The organism is Fluviispira vulneris, from assembly GCF_014281055.1.
GTDB lineage: Bacteria > Bdellovibrionota_B > Oligoflexia > Silvanigrellales > Silvanigrellaceae > Silvanigrella > Silvanigrella vulneris.
Map to the genome: position 1 here is coordinate 78,544 of NZ_JACRSE010000006.1, position 19,649 is coordinate 98,192.

Here is a 19,649-nt window from a genome sequence, read left to right on the forward strand (position 1 = left end):
TAACTATGAAAACCACCAGCTCCCTTGAAAATATACTCAAGGATGCCAAGAATAAAAGCTTTTCTGACCTCGCTCAAATTATTGAGGGGATTGGAGGCAAAGAGCTTGCGGATATGCAACAAAAACATGCTGCTCATATATTAAGTGGAGCTAAAAGAATTGCATTTGTTGCTCCTCAACTTCCACACCCCTGCGAACTTGAAATTTGGAATTCGTGCGCGATAAAACTTGGTATAGAAGGAGCACTTTATACAAATCACAGCGAAAGTAGAGCATTTACACATTTTGCTAAAATGATGCATTTATCCAATACTCCTATCTATTTAACTTGTTACACTATGGATTCCATGCCAGAAAATAAAACATTTTTATCTGGTCTTGAAAAAGAATTAGAACAATATTCTTTAATTATTTCTTTAGGTGAAAATTCTCTTGCCAGTTATCAAGCTGCAAAAGCAAAAAGAATCAATCAAGCACGTCTTATCATTTGGCAAAATGCACCTAGACCTCCACATGCTAATGTTGGCACCCGTTCACCCAATGGCTCGCCTCTCCCCAATATTGCGCGAGAAAAAACGGTGCGCAAAGAAATTTTAAAAAATGCAGATTTGATCCTTTGTTTTGATAAAGATGGAGCCACTTGGTCTTATTTAGAGGAAATAAGCGCTCAGCGTATTCGTCGTGTGGCAAGAACAATCAATACAAAAAGATATTCCTCAGAAATATCGGCTATAAGGCGCATTGAATTGCGCAGCGCCTTGGGTTTACCAGAAACAGACTTTATCTTTTTTCATTTAGGACCGCTTGAAATAGAATCAGGAGCTCTTGACTCTGTTTTTGCTTTTAAAAACCTTTTACAAAGCAATCCCACTTTTCAAGGCAATGCGCGTCTTTGCTTTTGTGGGACGGGCTCTGCGGGTGCAGATATCAGACAAAGCGTCGTAGAAATGGGACTAGATGATCACGTCTATTTTTTAAATCCCAATGGGGATGATTTAAAAGAAATTGCGGGCAATCAATTTTCATCGATCATTTCAGTGTGTGATGCTGTTATTCATGGTCCGATTGCACCTGTAAATGGAAACCCTCTCAAATGTCTCGATAGCACGTATGATGTCATGTGTGCACTTTCATCTGAAATTATAGCAATTTCGAATGGTCACAATTGGATAGGTGAGTGGATTAGTCGTTTCTATAAAACGTATTCTGCAGGGAGCATTCACTCTTTAGCACGACTCATGCAAGAAACAATTGAAAAACAAGATAAAGTAACAAATGTAAAAGGTGCTATAAAAAAAGCAATTGCCAATGAATTTCCCTTTGAAAAAAATATCAACGAAGTGTCTGAGATATTTAAATCACTGATTGTAAATATTGCAGTAAACGATACAGAAAGTGCATCAAAATTGATAGAACAAATAGAAGAAATGGTTATTGCTAAGCAATATATCGATGCTATAAATCTAATTTCTCAAGCTTTCCAAAAAAGCTCTTTATCCGTTGTGCAGCAAGCAAATTTATTCCGCCTTATTGGAGATTGCTTTACCAAACTTGGAGATCTTGACAACGGTGTCGTTAACTATACAAAAGCTCTCGAACTCGATCCTTATTGTGCAAAATGTTATATCGGCCTCGGTACGGTGGCTTTACATCGTAATAATTATAATATAGCCGTACCTCAATTCCAAAAAGCTGTCAGTTTAGCTCCAAATGATGATATGGCTAGCCTAGGTTTAGGCCTATCATTTGAAGGTTTAAATGAATTTAAAGAAGCACTATCATGGACAGTCAGAGCATGTCATTTAAAAGCAGATAACACAGTAGCAATTTATAATTTAGTGAAACTGTCATTTGAAATGAATGAGTTTGCCGATGCGGAAAGAGTTTTGATTCGATATATCAGCTTACATCCTCATGATGTCAATATGATTTACACACTCGGAACGATTACCTATAAGACAGGCAAGCAGGACATTGCTCTTCAACTCATGGAAAATATTCTTGCACTCGACCCTATGAACAGCAGAGCACATTCACTTATTGCCCAAATACAGAAAGTAGAACAACAGAAAAAACCTGCATAAGTAATTTGTTTATTCGGAAATGTCATTCGTAAAAGGAGTTAAAAATGGCAGACGTTAGAGTGAATGGAAAGAGGGTGCCTCCACTTCAAAGTATAGATACATTAGCAATTTTAATGAAAAGACTTGAAAATATTGCACTCAACAATAACAGTGCTCTCACTTCAATCAGTATAAATAACTCCTCAATTGATATTGATAATCCTGAGTTTCTCAGATTAAAACTTGAGACTGATGATAAAGTAGATGCTCGTTTAGATACAGCTGAACAACTTTCGTTTGAAAGCTTACAAGTTGCCCTTGATATGGCTGGACTTCTCGTTTTTGATTTAAAAGTAGTGACTCTAAAGTTATGGGATCCTGGCAAAAATTATGAAAAAAGCCTTGAAACATTATTGAGTGATTGTAATTTATTTCTCACGCTTGCAGCGAGGCCAATATATCTATTAAATAAGGATCCTGAACAACTCGAGCCAGAAGCCGAGCGCTGTTTAAGAGAACTCGATAAAATCGCAAATCACATTGAAGATGCTACACTTCTTGCAGTTCATGAGCATGGTAAAGAAGCCTGTCATGTGCTGGTTGGAATGGTAAAACCTGCCATTGAACGATGGATTGGATTGAGTGCTAAGTTTGCGCAAATACTTGAAATCAATACAGTAACTAACGTATTCAATATAACTGAAAACATCCTCCCCGACAATCATTTCCAAAATAATAAATAATAACAATAATCTCTTGCCTATATATTTCATTTGATATATCAAAAAAAATTGTTACGTTACCTTTCATTTAAAAATGACCTAACGTGAAGTTCCTATCGTTTCTATGCAAGGAGTCCTTATAATGGCAACTAAAGAAAGAATTGACAAACAACACCGTTATCCATGGCCTGTGATTGAAACGGCTGTGCAATTATATTTTCATGAGAATATGACTTATCGTTCTGTTTCTGAAAAAATGCTTGCGCATGGTGTTGAAGTATCTCATAAAACTGTATATGAATGGGTTCAAAAATTTGGCAACAATGTGGATCAAAAATCTCGTAAACGTATTCCAAATTATGAAATTGAAGAATCATATGTAAAATGCAACGGTGAATGGAAGTATATGTACCGTGCAAATGATCGCCAAAATGCGACTTTAAGTATTTGCATGCGTGATAAAAGAAATATGGCAGCTGCTAAGTCATTTTTCAAAAAATCCTTGGATACCAGTCTCTAATAGCCTTTCCAATAGCTCATTAAAAACTCTTATTCTCCAGAGAATAAGAGTTTTTTTCGTTTATTGGGAAGCTAAAAATTATTTTTTAATCAGATTTTAAATTTTTGACATTTTATTTTTTCCCCTTGAAGAGTTGACATAAGAAAAAATTTAGACTAAGTCTAAATTTAGGATTAGTAAATAAACTATCCTATGTCATTAAAGTTTCAGTAAATAAATTTAAAGGAGCTCATCAATGTCAAGAATTCTTAGCATCTCCCAACCTTTTCCAAACTTTTCAGTACCAGCCGTTGTTTCTTTAGAACAAGGAAAAGAATTTATCACATTAAACAATGACAGCATAAAAGGTAAATGGTCTGTCTTTTTCTTTTGGCCTCTCGACTTTACCTTTGTTTGTCCAACAGAAATCGCTGAATTTAACAAAGCAATTAAACAATTTCATGACCGTGATTGTGAACTTTATGGTGCAAGTACGGACAGTCAATATGTGCATTTAGCATGGCGCAAGCACCACGAAGATCTAAAAAACCTAGAAATAGCTATGCTTGCTGATAATAAAAAAGAGCTTAGCGAAGCACTTGGTATTTTACATCCAGTAGAAAAGGTTCCTCTTAGAGCAACTTTCATTGTTGACCCTGAAGGAATTATCCGTTGGGTTTCTGCCAATGACCTTTCCGTAGGGAGAAATGTAAAAGAAGTAATTCGAGTTTTAGATGCTTTGCAAACAGATGAACTTTGCCCATGTAATTGGGAAAAAGGCCAAGCAACACTCAAATAGTTTTTATAGCCAATCTAAATTAAAACTCTATTATCAAAATTATAATAAATCATAAATAATTCTTGTTCTTTTAAGAGCAAGAATTTAATTGCAGAGGAAAATAAAATGATAAGACAAGAAATAACCTCAAAATTCTTAATAAACTTATCCAATAATGTACAAGGTAAAGCAGTCAATGATTTAAAGTTGAATTTCGAAAAATTTGCTGAATCCGAATTTCTAAGTGATGATGAATATGCACTTTTATTAATTTCTTTAGGGAGAACTTTATCAAATCAATCGATAGAATTAATCGGGCTTGAATTGGCAAATCATTTACAAATTGCAGATGAAATCATAAATGAAGCAAAACAAATCCCAGCAATAATGGGGATGTTAAACACATATTATAAATTCCGTTTCTTTGTTGAAAAAAACGATGAAAATGCCGCACAAGAATATGGCTCTCCCTTATTAAGAATGAATGCTCTTGCCAAACCTTATATGCCTAAAGAATTGTTTGAACTGATTTCATTAGCAATTAGTATTTTAAATAGCTGCGAAAAATGTGTCATTGCCCATGAAAAAGCAGTCATGAATTTAAATATAACTCGTGCGAAAATTAATGACGTTCTCAGAATCACATCGGTTGCGAAAGGACTCAGTTTACTTTAAAATTAATTATTATGCATTTGTTTCAAAAGATTAAACAACACTGCAGATTGAAAGTATATGGGGTTCGCAATGCCTGATAAAAATAATTCCAAGCCTGCCCATTCGAACAAAAGCAAACTTCACCAAACAATTTCTACCAATGCAGGCGCTCCGATACCAAGCAATGAACACGTTTTAACTGCAGGTGAGCGTGGCCCTGTTTTATTACAAGATTATTTTTTCTTAGAAAAAATGGCTCATTTTGACCGTGAACGCATTCCAGAAAGAGTCGTTCATGCCAAGGGGGCTGGAGCGTACGGATACTTTGAAGTTACCCATGACATAACAAAATACACCAAAGCAGACTTCTTAAGCAAAATTGGTCTTAAAACGGATGTGCTCGTGAGATTTTCTACCGTAGGCGGTGAAAAAGGGTCTTCCGATTTCGAACGCGACCCAAGAGGATTTGCTATTAAGTTTTATACACTCGAGGGCAATTACGACCTCGTTGGAAATAATCTACCCGTTTTTTTTATCCGTGACCCATTTAAGTTTCCAGATATGGTGCACACTCATAAAAGAAATCCACAATCCAACTTAAAAGATAAAAATGCTTTTTGGGATTTTAATTCTCTGAGTCCAGAAACGACGCATATGTTGACAATGCTTTTTTCAGACCGAGGCACGCCTAAATCATATCGCAATATGCATGGTTTTGGTGTACATACCTTCAAATTTGTGAATAAAAAAAATGAAAGTTACTTCATAAAATGGCATTTTAAAAGTGAAGCCGGAATTGAAAATTATACAGAAAAAGAAGCTGCCCTTGCAGATGTGGATGGCGCAACGAGAGATCTTTTCGAACATTTAAAAAAGGGCGGAAAAGCATGTTGGAAAGCTTTTGTGCAAATTATGCCAGAAAAAGATGCGCTAACATATAAATTTAATCCTTTTGATCCCACAAAAGTATGGCTTTATTCCGATTATCCCCTACTTCCTGTTGGCAAACTTGTCTTAGATAGAAACCCAGAAAATTTCTTTCAAGAAATAGAGCAAGCGGCTTTTTGTCCTGCTAACTTTGTTCCCGGCATCGAAGCCTCACCTGATAAGCTGTTACAAGGAAGACTTTTTTCATATACTGACACTCAACGGCACCGCTTAGGGACAAATTTTGCCCTGATTCCAGTGAACTGCCCGTATGCAAAGAAAATAACGAACTATCAACGTGATGGTGCAATGCGTATGGACGGCAACGGAGGATCTTCTATTAATTATTCACCAAATAGTTATGGTGGTCCTCGCTCTAATCCACTTAAATCAGAACAAAACATATTACTAAGTGGCAATAGCTGTCGATCGGAGTATCCTAAGAAAGATGATTTTGCTCAAGCTGGACTGCTTTATAAGCTTTTTTCAGAAGTAGAAAAGAATAGTTTGACGACAAACATCGCTGGACATATGAAATATATAGATAAAGAAATCAAAGTGCGGCAACTCGGATATTTTTATCAAGCCGACAAAGATTATGCGATGAGAATTGCAAAAATTTTAGGAATTTCTGAGAAAGAAATAAAAGCATATATGTCGTAATGCAAAGGATATAAGAACAGAGTGATATCATTTTCGAATTCTTTTTTTGATATAATTGCCATTGGAGTGTCTGTTACTTTCTTTGCTTCTTGTATTGGTGCACTGCCAATTTTTCTTGCAAAGAATATTTCTATAAAAGTTAGGGATATTCTAATTGGAATCAGCGCAGGAGTTATGCTTGGAGCAGTTTGTTTTTCCTTACTGAATCCTGCAATTACTATTGCTGAAAACGAATTTCAAAATAAACTGTACTCAGCAGGGTATGTTTCGTTATTTGTAATATTAGGTAGCATTGCTCTTAGTTTTTTTAATAAAATAATTCCCCATGAACATTTTTTAAAAGGCAGAGAAGGAATGGAAAGCAAATCCTTAAAAAGGATTTGGCTTTTTATTTTAGCAATTACTATCCACAATTTCCCAGAAGGTCTTGCTGTTGGGGTTGGTTTAGGCAGTGGTGAAATCAATATTGCGTTGCCTATTATTATTGGTATTGCATTGCAAGATATACCCGAAGGCTTAGTGGTCGCATTGTCATTAAAAGCTTATGGTTTTTCCAATAGGTATGCCATCAATGCCACTTTAATTGCAGGCTTTGCTGAATCCATTGGTGCATTGCTCGGCTGTATCGCGACGAGTTTTTCCCATTCATTGCTGCCCGGTGGGCTTGCTTTAGCTGGCGGAGCAATGCTTTATGTTATTTGTGGTGAAATGATTCCCGAACTCCACCGCTCTGGCAATGAAGCCAAAGCCACAGCAGGATTTATTTTTGGTTTTGTCCTTATGATGTTTTTAGATGTAGGACTGAGTTAAATTTATCAATTTTTATTTTAAAATATTTAATATAATATTAATTTAAGAAAATATTTTTGAATTAATTGCAATTTATATAGTTTAACTTCTCATTATTATAGAAATAATAAGTGCATATTAAAAAAGCAATATCTCGGTTTCTTTCATGATTTATTCATCGTCGCTTTAATGAATTCGTTGTTTGGATTCTTTCGATATCAAAACTCGGTTTCAGACAAATTGCGAAATAGAAAAATATTTAAAAAATTTATATTTTTTTATTTATTATTACATTAATTTAAAATATTAAAAATACATATAATTAAAATTAATAACTTATCATTTTTAATAATAATTTTTTTAAAAAAAACAAATAAATACATATAAATAAATATAAATTTATATAAATTATATTTATTTATATTTAATAAAAATTTTTTATTTATAATTTAACTCTTGTTAAAATAAAAATTCCATAGTATGAAAAAAAATTACTCATTATTTAATTCGACAAGAATATATACGTAAGATAAAAGTTGAGATACTTATTTTATTTCAAATATAATATTAATTATAAAGGGTTATCACCATGAATAATACAGTTGAACTTACTCCTTACCATCTGTTGTTCTATTTTGAATGGAAACTGAATCCAACTCGAACAGATTATCATATTGTTATAGACCAGGCTTTAGAAGGAGAATTGAATGTAGAGAGACTAAATCGTTCACTTAAAAGATTTATTTCTGAATTCTATTTAATGAATTCTCATGTCGAAGATAGCAATGGCAAATATTTTTGGACCAACAATACTAGTATACAAGAATTAAAGTATTATGAAAATGGCTGTGAAGCAAATGAACTAAAGAACTTTATAAGTAAAGATTTTGATCTTGAAAATGGATGCTTATATCGGTATATATTAATAAAAAATGATGAAAAAAAATTCAGATTCATATTTATATTGCAACATATATTAATTGACGGTTCATCTTTAGAAACATTATATAATGAAATTTCTAAATATTATAACAATGAAAATTATTCTTATGCGATAACTGTAAATGAACAAGAAAAAAATTTACAGAATATTTCATTATATTTAAAAGAAAAAATTAAAAATAATTATGAAAAATACAAGAATTTTTGGGATAAATCTTTACTAAACATTGAGCCTATTGATCTTAAATTTTTAAAATATTCAGAACCTCTAAAAAACAAAATTAAATCTGATGGAATAAATATACAAGAATTATTTAAAATTCACGAAATAAACTTTAGTTTTGATAAAATATTTTTAGAAAAGATAAAAAATATTATTTCAAATTACAAAATAACACCTTATTCATTTTCAAACATTATATTTGCAATAACAATATTTAAATTCACTAAAACAGAAAATTTTTGTATTCCATATCCTGTTGCCATTAGGGAAGGAGTAGATCTTATTTATGGTGGAAATGTCAATACATGTTTACTTCCATTCCATTTAAATAACGATCTAAATATTGTGGACATAATTCATAAAAATAAAGAATTTATACATTCTCTTAAAACAGAAAATATAAAACAAAGTTATTTTCCAATTTATGAATTAGAATTAAAAGACAAGGGAGAGATTCTTAATTTAACATTTGCAAGCACTAATTTACAAAATATGACTTTATCATTTGAAAACATAAAAGCACAAGTTGGTCACAATTCATTCATTGCCTTAGCAAATGATATTTCATTTGGATACGAAGAAAAATATGGAGAATTACATTTTAGAGTTTATTTCAAATGCGACAAAGTCTCAATTGAATTAATGAATAATTTTTGCAAAATATATGATAATTTATATTCTCAAATTATAAATAACTTAATAGAAAGTAAAAAAGGTAAAAAACTCAAAAATATTAACGATTATTATTTAATACCTTATGAAGGTTATTATAAATATTTTGATAATGTTAATTCAAAAAATATTGAAAATCCAGACAAAAGAGTCATTACTCAATGTTTTGAAGAGCAGGTTTTAAAAACTCCGCATAATATTGCTCTCGTAAGTAATAAGGATAAACTAACATATTCCGAATTAAATTTACGAGCTAATCAACTTGCTCATTACTTAAAAGATAAATACGATATTAAAGCAGATGATTTAGTCGCCCTTTGCCTCAAACGCGATGAGCATATGCTAATTAGTATTCTTGCTGTTCTTAAAGCAGGAGCGGCTTATGTGCCCATGGATCCTGAATATCCAATGGATAGGATAGAATATATTCTAGAAGACACGGGTACAAAATTATTATTAACCAATGAATCGCAAAAAGAATTATTTTTTAAAGAAAGTTTACAAAAAGTAAATATAGAATTCATCGACAGTAAAAATCTTGAATATACTTTACAGAAGCAAAATCAAGGCAATTTAACAACAAAAATCGAGAACCATCATTTAGCATATGTGATTTACACTTCAGGAACCACAGGAAAACCTAAGGGAGTTCTGATTGAACACGCAGGCGTTGTAAATTTGATTGTAAACCAAGGGAATTTAATTGCAGAAGAGTTCAAAGAAAATAAATATATTTCTGTACTCTGGTTTGCAAATTATGTATTTGATGCACATGTTTGGGAGTTATCATCGAGTATTTTTCATGGACATTGTTTATATATAGTTGCAAATGAAGTTCGAAAAGACCTTCATTTTCTGTCTGAATATGTCAAAGAACATCAAATAAACTATGCGGTCCTACCTCCATCGTTGCTAGATAAAGACAATCTATTAGAAATCGATCTCCTCACAGTGGCTGGAGATAAATTCAACAAAAATATTCTAGAAAATTATTTAAATCATCACAAAAAAGTGATAAATGCATATGGACCAACCGAAACTACAGTTATGAGCGCTTATCATCAATATCATTCTCCAGAAGAAGTAAACCAAATTGGAAATGCAATTAGAAATCATAAACTTTATGTGTTAGACAATCATTTAAATTTACTTCCTGTTGGAGCAATTGGAGAACTTTTTATAGGCGGCGTTGGGGTTGCAAGGGGGTATTTAAATAGACCTGAACTTACTGCAGAGAAATTTATCGTCAATCCATACCAAACAGAGCAAGAAAAGTTATCCAATTTTAACTCCCGTCTTTATAAAACAGGGGATCTTGTGCGTCTGTTGCCCAACGGATGTTTTGAGTATATTGGACGGAATGATACCCAGGTTAAAATCCGTGGCTATAGGATAGAACTTGAAGAGATTGAAAGTGCCATTTTAGGTTTTAAAAATATCAAACAAGCAGCAGCAATTGCAAAAGCTCTGGGAGAGAGTAACTCAGATCATAAATCTCTTATTTGTTACTATGTCTCGCATGAAGAAATAAATGAAAAAGAACTAAAAGAATATCTATCAACCTGTTTACCTGATTATATGCTGCCAAATTATTTTGTTTACTTAAAAGAAATCCCATTAACTGTGAATGGTAAACTGGATAAAAAGGCTCTCCCTGATCCAACAATTCGGCAAGAAGAAAATTTTGTCGCTCCAAGAAATGAGTTGGAAAAAAATATCTGTGCAATATGGGAAAGTGTTTTAGGATTGCCCAAATATTCTGTCGGAATAAAAAGTGATTTTTTTAGTTTGGGTGGGGATAGCATTATAAGCATTCAAATCGTTGGACGTATGCGCTCGCAATTGGGTTTGGTTGTCAGTGTTAAAGATATTTTCAAATATAAATGCATTGAACTCTTATCTGAGCATATAAAAAATAATTCTAATTCTAAAGACATTGAAATAAAAAGAGAAGAAGGAATATTATCAGGAAAAGTTCCGCTTTTACCTATACAAGAATGGTTTTTCTCTCAAGAATTTAAGGTACCAGAGCATTGGAATCACTCTTTTTTAATTAAAACTCCATTATTGGATATAGAAAAATTAAAAAATTCAATATGCAAACTAATAGAACATCATGATGCTTTCCGCTTGGGTTATACCTTTGAGAATAAAACTTGGAAGCAATCATACCTTGCCAATATTTCTTTACCTGAAATAAAGTATTTGGATATTGGATTATTGAAGGAAAAAGAAGGAACAGAAATATATAACCAAAAATTAATTGAGATATTTACAAGTTGGCAAAGCAACTTTAGTTTAGAAAAAGGCTTTCTATTTAGTTTTGGATATATAGAAGGTTTTCAAGACAAAACAGCCCGCATTTTTGTTTCGATGCACCATTTGATTGTTGATGCTGTCAGTTGGCGCATTATAGTTGAAGATTTGCAGTCAATTTATGCACAAAAGAAATTACCAAAAAAAGGAACAAGTTATAGGCAATGGGAAGAGGGACTTAAAAAATACTCTACATTTATTGACCATGAAAAAGATTATTGGGAAAGAAATTTAATACAGATTCGAGAATTTAATTTATCTTTAAAATCAATATATCAAAAAGAATTATTAACAGACGATAATCTAAACATTGCTGAATTTAGACTCCCTGAAAACCTGACTCTAAAACTATTAACTGAATGCAATAAGGCATATAAAACAGAAATAAATGATATTTTAATAGCCGCTTTCATTGCAGCCATCAAAAAGCAAACAAGACTTGAACATCTGGCCATTTTACTTGAAGGACATGGACGCGAAGAAATTGATCCAAGCTATGACCTTACAAAAACAATAGGTTGGTTCACTAGTATGTATCCTGTTTGCTTTGCAGCAAATGATGAACTTGAAAAATTAGTTGTTAATGTAAAAGAATCCCTTAAGCAAGTTCCCAATAAAGGGATTGGTTATTCTGCACTTTATTCCTATGTTGAAAATGAATTGCCATGCATAAGCTTTAACTATCTTGGGCAGTTTGAAAATGAAAGCAAAGTTGATTATTCCAGCAGCAATTGGCAGATTGTAAGTGAAAATAGTGGTGTTTCTATAAATCCAATCAATAGATTGAAACATACCATTGCCGCAAATGGGCTGATTATAAATGGTTCACTTTCTTTTTTAATAGACACAAAACTTGATAAAGAAACAACCAATCAATTGGCACTCTATTTTAAGGATTATCTTTCTAGCATCATATTGCATCTATCCGACTTTAAACGCTGTTACTTAACAAGAAGTGATATCGGGAATATTATCAATCATTCTTACTTGGATACCCTTCAAAAAGAAAAAGAAGTTGAAAATATATATTTGGCAAATAGTTTACAACAAGGATTTGTTTATCATGCCTTAAATCAAGGTGACATCGATGATGCTTATTTTGTGCAAATTGTTTGGAATTATAAGAATTCATTAAAACCTGAGTATTTACATGAAGCCTGGAATCATGCTGTTTCTAAATATGATGTACTCCGTTTACGCTTTGCTTGGGATGAGGAACTTGTCCAAGTTATTGATAAAAATGGAAAGATTGATTGGAAATATTTTGACTTAACGGATATTAAAGAATCTTTTAAGCAAAAAAAATATATTAAAGAATTTCAAGAAAAAGATAGAAAAAATAAATTCCAATTAGACAAAGGAAATTTAGCTCGTGTTTCTTTGTTTAAACTCTCAGAAGATGAATACACCTGCATTTTAAGTAACCACCATGCGATTCTTGATGGTTGGAGCTTACCTGTCTTATTAAATTATATTCATAAAACATATTTAAATTTGATAGATAATAAAATAATAGAAATAGGATATGATCCTACTTATGGAGAAGCTCAGTTATATTTTAATGAGCACAAAGATGCGAATATAAACTTTTGGAAAAACTATGTCAAAGAAATTGAAAATGACATCGATTTAAATGGTTTGCTCTCACAAGAAGCTAAGAAAAATTTGCTTTCATTTAATGGATATAAGCATGTTAAAAATCCTCAACAAAAAGAAATTATCTGTGAAGAAAATTTATACTTTGAATTAAAGAAAATATGCCAATCTCGTTCTGTTACCATAAATGCCATGCTTCAGTATGTCTGGCATAAAGTTTTAAGTGTTTATGGCAACGGTTTAAAAACAACTATTGGGACAACAGTTTCAGGACGTAACATTCCGGTTAAAGACATTGATAGTTCTGTGGGTTTATTTATCAACACCCTTCCTCTGATTGTCAATCACAATGCTAATCCTGAAAAAAAAGTTATTGACTGCGTGATAGAAATTCAAGATCAAATTAATGAAATAAATTCACGGAGTATCGTAAATTTATCTACTCTTCAAAAGAATGGAGAGAGGTTGTTTGATTGCATCTTTGTTTTTGAAAATTATCCAAGTGATCACTCTGATGATTTATCAAAAAGAATAAATACAGAAATTCAAATGGAAGAGATATTCGAAACTCTTGATTATCCATTTACAATGATCGTTTATGAAACTGAGAAACAGTTGCATTGCAAATTAAAATTCGCAGGCGAATTATTTGAAACCAATACTATTGAAAAAATGCTTGGCCTGATGAAACAATTATTGATGCAAATTGCTAACGATCAAAATATCCTTGTCCATTCATTGAAATATTTAAATGAATATGAATTTGAAAAAATTCTTGGTGAACGGAATTCAACGAGCAAGCCCAGATTGAAGCAAAAAAATATCGTTCAACTTTTCGAAGAGCGGGTTTTAAATACCCCACATAATATTGCTCTCATAAGTGAAAAGAATATACTAACATATTCCGAATTAAATTTACGGGCTAATCAACTTGCCCATTATATGAAAGATAAATATGCCATTAAAACAGATGATCTTATTGCCCTTTGCCTAGAGCGCGATGAACATATGTTAATCAGTATTCTAGCTGTCCTCAAAGCAGGAGGGGCATATGTGCCCATGGATCCTGAGTATCCAATGGAAAGGATAGAATATATTCTAGAGGACACGGCTGCAAAAGTCTTATTAACCAATGAATCCCATAAAGAATTATTCCATAATAAAAATTTACAAAAAGTAAATATAGAACTTATCGATAGTAAAAATCTTGAATATACATTACAGAAGCAAAATCAAGGCAATCTAACAACACAAATCGGCAGCCATCATTTAGCATATGTGATTTACACTTCGGGAACCACAGGTAAACCCAAAGGGGTTATGATGGGACATGAAAGTTGTAGCAACCGCATCTTATACATGATTAAAGAAAATGAAATGACAGTCGAAGATATCTTCCTATTTAAGACAAATTTAGTCTTTGATGTTTCATTTTCAGATATATTCACAACCCTACTATCTGGGGCGAAATTAATTATTACTCAGAAAATCTTTGATTTAGACGAAATTGAAAGATTGATATTAAGTTATAATGTAACAATATGTCATTTTGTTCCCTCACAATTTAAATTATTTTTAGATGAAGTAAAAATTGATAACCTAAAATCATTAAATAAAGTTATGTTTAGTGGGGAAGAATTTGATCCACGACTTATTAAAAAAGAATTTAGAAGTAATAGAACATTTTTGAATTATTACGGACCAACAGAAACAGGTGAAGTGACTGTAAAAAAATATAATTCAGATTTTGATTTTGATCTTAAAAATTCTTCTATTGGAAAAGTTTTTGATTACTCTAAAATCTTTGTCTTGGATAAAAACCTTATTCCTTTACCAATTAATAGTGTTGGAGAGCTTTATATTACTGGTGTAAGTGTCGCTCATGGATATTTAAACAAGTTAGAATTAACTGCGGAAAGATTTATAACCAATTCACTGCAAACAACAAGTGAAAAAAAATTAAATATAAATAGTTATTTATATAAAACTGGAGATCTTGTCCGTTTGCTTGAAAATGGTGAATTGGAATACATTGGACGCAACGACTTACAAGTAAAAATCAGAGGCTTTCGTATTGAACTCAGTGAAATAGAAAATGCAGTGCTTTGTTTTAACGGAATAAAGCAAGCTGTAGTCATCGTTAAAAATATCGGGAATGATGAATTAAATAAAGTAATAATTTGCTACTACATATCAGAAATACAGATAGATATTAAAGAATTAACTCAATTTTTATCCACGAAATTACCAGACTATATGATCCCTGGTTTCTTTATGCAATTAAGTACCTTACCTTTAACAATAAATGGTAAGCTAGATAAAAGAGCACTTCCGGACGTTAATTTGAAAAGTATTAACGAATTTGAAGCACCTCAGAGTGAAATGGAGAAAAATATAGCTTCCATTTGGGAAGAAGTTTTATGTTTAGAAAAAGGATTAGTTGGTATTAAGAGTGATTTTTTCAGTTTAGGCGGTAACAGTATTACTGCAATTAAATTACTCAATCGCATAAATAAAGAATTAGATTTAAATATATCCTTAAAAGATTTTTTAGCCTCAAAGAATATAAAAAATATAGTACAAGAATTATTGCTAAAGCGCGGAAATAACATTAAAATTGAAAAATCTGTATTTAAAAATACAGAAGAGCAAATACTGTCCTTTGCGCAAGAACGTCTTTGGTTTATAGATAAGTTTGAAAACGGGCTAAACAGTTATAATATTCCTATGCTCTATAAGCTTTCTGCAAATACGAATGAACAATCATTGCTCCTTTCATTACAAGAGATTATCTCAAGGCATGAAGTTTTGAGAAGTGTCATTAAGGATTCAGTAGAGGGCAATGCCTATCAAGAAGCCCTCTTTGATAATGGAAAATTTTTTCAACTGTGTAGAATTGAATGCGATTCAAAAAAGAACTTTGAAGAAAAATTGAAAGAAAAAATAAATCATACTTTTAATTTAAATCTAGATATTCCAATAAGTGGATGTATCTATATTTTGAAAGATGATAATGGCACAAGAGAGAAGTTTTTAAATATAACTATCCATCATATTGCATTTGATGGTTGGTCAACGGAAGTCTTTCTAAATGAATTATTAAGCTACTACGATTATTTTGAAAAGAACGAGCAATCAAAAAAAATCTCGCCCTTAGATCTTCAATACAAAGATTTTGCAAGATGGCAAAAAAATTATTTGCAAGGCCAAATCTTAGAACAGGAAATGAAGTTTTGGAAAGATAAATTATCTGGAATCGAAGCGTTAGACCTTCATTTAGATAAGCAAAGACCATTGCATATTGATTATAAAGGCCAGAATGTTTTCTTTGAGCTAGATAGACAATTATCAGATGATTTAAGAATAGTTTCAAAAAATTTGGATCTTTCCAAGTATAGCTTATTCTTATCCTCTTATTATTTAATGTTAAGCTGTATCAGTGGACAAAAAGACATCGTAGTTGGCTCTCCCATTGCCAACCGCCATTTTCCGAAAATAGGAGAAATAATAGGTTATTTTGTCAATACAATTGTGTTACGTGCCAAAATAGATCCAGAGCTATGCTTAGTTGATTTTATAAAAGCTGTCGGAAAAGAAGTTATTGAGGCTCAACAGCACCAAGACTTACCTTTCGAAAAGCTCGTTGTAGAAATATCGCCTGAACGTGACCCTTCCAAACACCCAATTTTCCAAGTTATGTTTGAAATGAATGCTTTCCAAGAGAATGTAAAGGATAACAAATATTTAAATTTTATTGAAAAAACTTCAGAATGTGATGAAATAATAAATCAAATGTATTCTCCTGCTAAGTTTGACTTAAGCCTTTTCCTGAATGAAGAACTTGACAAAATATCAGGGTGCTTTAATTATTCAGAAAGCTTATTCCATAAAGAAACAATTAAAAATTATACTTCTCTATTTATTCAAATATTAAAAGAAATTTCATTGCTAAAAAATAATTATTTAAGCTCGGATTTTAAATTAAAGCATTTGAATTATCTACCAGCCGATCAGTTGACTTATATTTATTCTAATCAAAGTGCTTTAAATAAAAATTATTTTAAAGAACAAAATATCATACAATGCTTTGAAGAACAGGTTATAAAAACTCCTCATAACATAGCTCTCGTAAGTGAAAATAATAAGCTAACTTATTCAGAATTAAATTTACGTGCTAATCAACTTGCTCATTATATAAAAGATAAATATGCCATTAAAGCAGATGATCTTATTGCTCTTTGCCTAAAACGTGACGAGCATATGTTAATCAGTATTCTTGCTGTTCTTAAAGCAGGAGGGGCTTATGTGCCCATGGATCCTGAGTATCCAATGGAAAGGATAGAATATATTCTGAATGACACGGGTTCAAAGGTATTATTAACCAATGAATCGCTTAAAGAATTATTCCTTAATAAAAATTTACAAAATGTAAAAATAGAATTTATCGATGGGGAAAACGGTGAATTTACTTTACAGAAGCAAAATCAATCTAATTTAACAACAAAAATCGACAGCCATCACTTAGCATATGTGATTTACACTTCAGGAACCACAGGTAGACCTAAGGGAGTTTTGATTGAGCATGCAAGTGTTGTGAATTTGATTGTAAACCAAGGGAATTTAATTGCAGAAGAGTTCAAAGAAAATAAATATATTTCTGTGCTCTGGTTTGCAAATTATGTATTTGATGCACATGTTTGGGAGTTATCATCAAGTATTTTTCATGGACATTGTTTATATATAGTTGCAAATGAAGTTCGGAAAGACCTTCATTTGCTGTCTGAATTTGTCAAAAAAAATCAAATAAACTATGCTGTTTTACTCCCCTTTTTGCTTGATAAGGACACTGTATTAGAAATTGATCTCCTGACAGTGGGTGGTGATAAATTCAACAAAAATATTTTAGAAAATTATTTAAATCATAATAAAAAATTAATGAATGCATATGGTCCAACTGAAACTACAGTGATATCTAATACACATAAATACAATAATCCTGAAGAAGTGAATTGGATTGGAAAAGCTTTACCCAATTATACAACCTATGTTTTAGATAATAATTTAAAATTACTTCCTATTGGAGCTATTGGCGAACTCTATATTGGCGGTATAGGGGTTGCGAGAGGATATTTAAATAGGCCAGAACTCACTGCTGAAAAATTTATTGCCAATCCATATCAAACAGAGCAAGAAAAGTTATCCTCTTATAACTCCCGTCTTTATAAAACAGGTGATCTCGTTCGCTTGTTACCCAATGGCTGTTTGGAATATATCGGACGGAATGATTCACAAGTAAAAATCCGTGGCTTTAGAATTGAATTGGGTGAAATAGAAAGTGCTATTTTAGGTTTTGAAAATATCAAACAAGCCGTAGCAATTGTAAAAACTTTGGGAGATTCCTCTTCAGAACATAAATCTCTTATTTGTTACTACGTCGCTGATGCTGAAATTGATGAAAAGGAATTAAAAGAATATCTATCAACCTGTTTACCTGATTATATGTTGCCAAATTATTTTGTTTACTTAAAAGAAATCCCCTTAACTTTGAATGGCAAATTGGATAAAAAAGCACTTCCTACTCCAAAAATTCGTCAAGATGAAAATTTTGTCCCACCAAGAAATGAGTTGGAAAAAAATATCTGTGCTATTTGGGAAAGTGTTTTAGGTCTGTCCAAAAATTCAATCGGGATAAATAATAAATTTTTTAGCGTTGGTGGCGACAGTATTATTTCAATTAAAATTGTAAATAAAATAAGAAATGATTTAGGTGTAATTTTAAATATAAAAGACATATTTACTTATAATACCGTTGAAAAAATATGTGATTTTATTAGAGAAAAATCTTCCGATTTTAAACCAAGTAAAAATAATGATTTTGAATTAAATAAAGAGATAGAATACAAGCAAATCATTGAGTTAAATAAGTCTTCAGATAAACCAAGTATTTTTATGATCCACTCAGGAACGGGTAGCTGTGATGTTTATAAAGATCTCTCATTTAAAATGAAAGATCATTTTCATTGCTATGGAGTTGAACATTACAATTTATATCAAGAAAAAATGATAGATAATTTTCATGATTTGTGTGAATATTATTTAAAACATATCCAAAAAATAATGGATGAAACTAAACAGAAAACTTATCACTTATTAGGTTGGTCATTGGGTGGCATTATAGCGTTAGAAATTGCAAGTATTCTAGAAAAACAAGGAATATCAAATATATATATTTATCTTCTCGATTCGGTATATGATAATTTACAAGTGTTAAACAACTTTATTGAAATAGATGTAATGGATGAACTTATAAAAAATGAGGTTTCACCGACTGAGGCTAAAAAAATTATAAACACAATAAATGTTGAGTCAAAATATTTTGAACAAGGTATTAGCTCAAAATTAAAATTTGCCAAAACTTTATTGTTTAAGGCAATGGTTAGTTATAAATTGACTGGAAATTTAAATGTTGATCAATATCTTAAAAATTGTATTGATTTAAAAGATAACAATATACCAAATGCCTTATCAAGCCCAGAACAGTTTAAAATGATACAAGCACACAATGCTTCACATCTATCTATAATTGAAAAAGAGGATTTAATTATATCAGAAATTCTAAAATTTATTTCTTGATTTATTATTAGCATTAAATTTATAATCTCACGAATGTATTTTGGTGACCATCCCTTCTATTGTAATTTCAATATGAAGGGGCACAAGATTATTTTGCAATGAAGAATAGAAATAAAATCCACCAATCGAAAAATTATCTTAATCGGAATAATACTAATGACGATATTTTTAG

The 19,649-nt window shown here is 31.5% G+C and carries 8 protein-coding genes; all 8 read left to right on the forward strand.

Translation table 11 applies throughout. The features are described from left to right. Positions 1–5: 5 nt before the first annotated feature. Positions 6–2,084, forward strand: coding sequence for a tetratricopeptide repeat protein (locus H7355_RS13905; RefSeq protein WP_186648839.1), 2,079 nt, complete (start codon positions 6–8; stop codon positions 2,082–2,084). Positions 2,085–2,128: 44 nt separating this feature from the next. Then, positions 2,129–2,806 (forward strand): hypothetical protein, encoded by a 678-nt coding sequence (locus tag H7355_RS13910; protein ID WP_186648841.1) that lies wholly within the window; start codon positions 2,129–2,131, stop codon positions 2,804–2,806. A gap of 121 nt (positions 2,807–2,927) precedes the next feature. Then, a complete protein-coding gene (locus H7355_RS13915; RefSeq protein WP_186648843.1) occupies positions 2,928–3,305 on the forward strand; it encodes a DDE-type integrase/transposase/recombinase in 378 nt (125 codons plus the stop codon). A gap of 235 nt (positions 3,306–3,540) precedes the next feature. Next, the gene (locus tag H7355_RS13920) at positions 3,541–4,083 is read left to right on the forward strand and encodes a peroxiredoxin (protein WP_186648845.1); all 543 of its coding nucleotides are present in this window, start codon (positions 3,541–3,543) and stop codon (positions 4,081–4,083) included. Between the two features lie 105 nt (positions 4,084–4,188). Continuing rightward, positions 4,189–4,737, forward strand: a complete 549-nt coding sequence (locus tag H7355_RS13925; RefSeq protein WP_186648854.1) for a carboxymuconolactone decarboxylase family protein — start codon at positions 4,189–4,191, stop codon at positions 4,735–4,737. Between the two features lie 69 nt (positions 4,738–4,806). Beyond that, entirely contained in the window at positions 4,807–6,306 is a 1,500-nt protein-coding gene (locus H7355_RS13930) for a catalase (protein ID WP_186648856.1), read from the forward strand. A gap of 51 nt (positions 6,307–6,357) precedes the next feature. After that, positions 6,358–7,116: a ZIP family metal transporter gene (locus tag H7355_RS16150; protein ID WP_390808694.1), complete on the forward strand. Its 759-nt coding sequence runs from the start codon at positions 6,358–6,360 to the stop codon at positions 7,114–7,116. A 568-nt stretch (positions 7,117–7,684) separates the two neighbouring features. After that, positions 7,685–19,477, forward strand: coding sequence for a non-ribosomal peptide synthetase (locus H7355_RS13940; protein WP_186648867.1), 11,793 nt, complete (start codon positions 7,685–7,687; stop codon positions 19,475–19,477). The last annotated feature ends 172 nt before the right edge of the window (positions 19,478–19,649 follow it).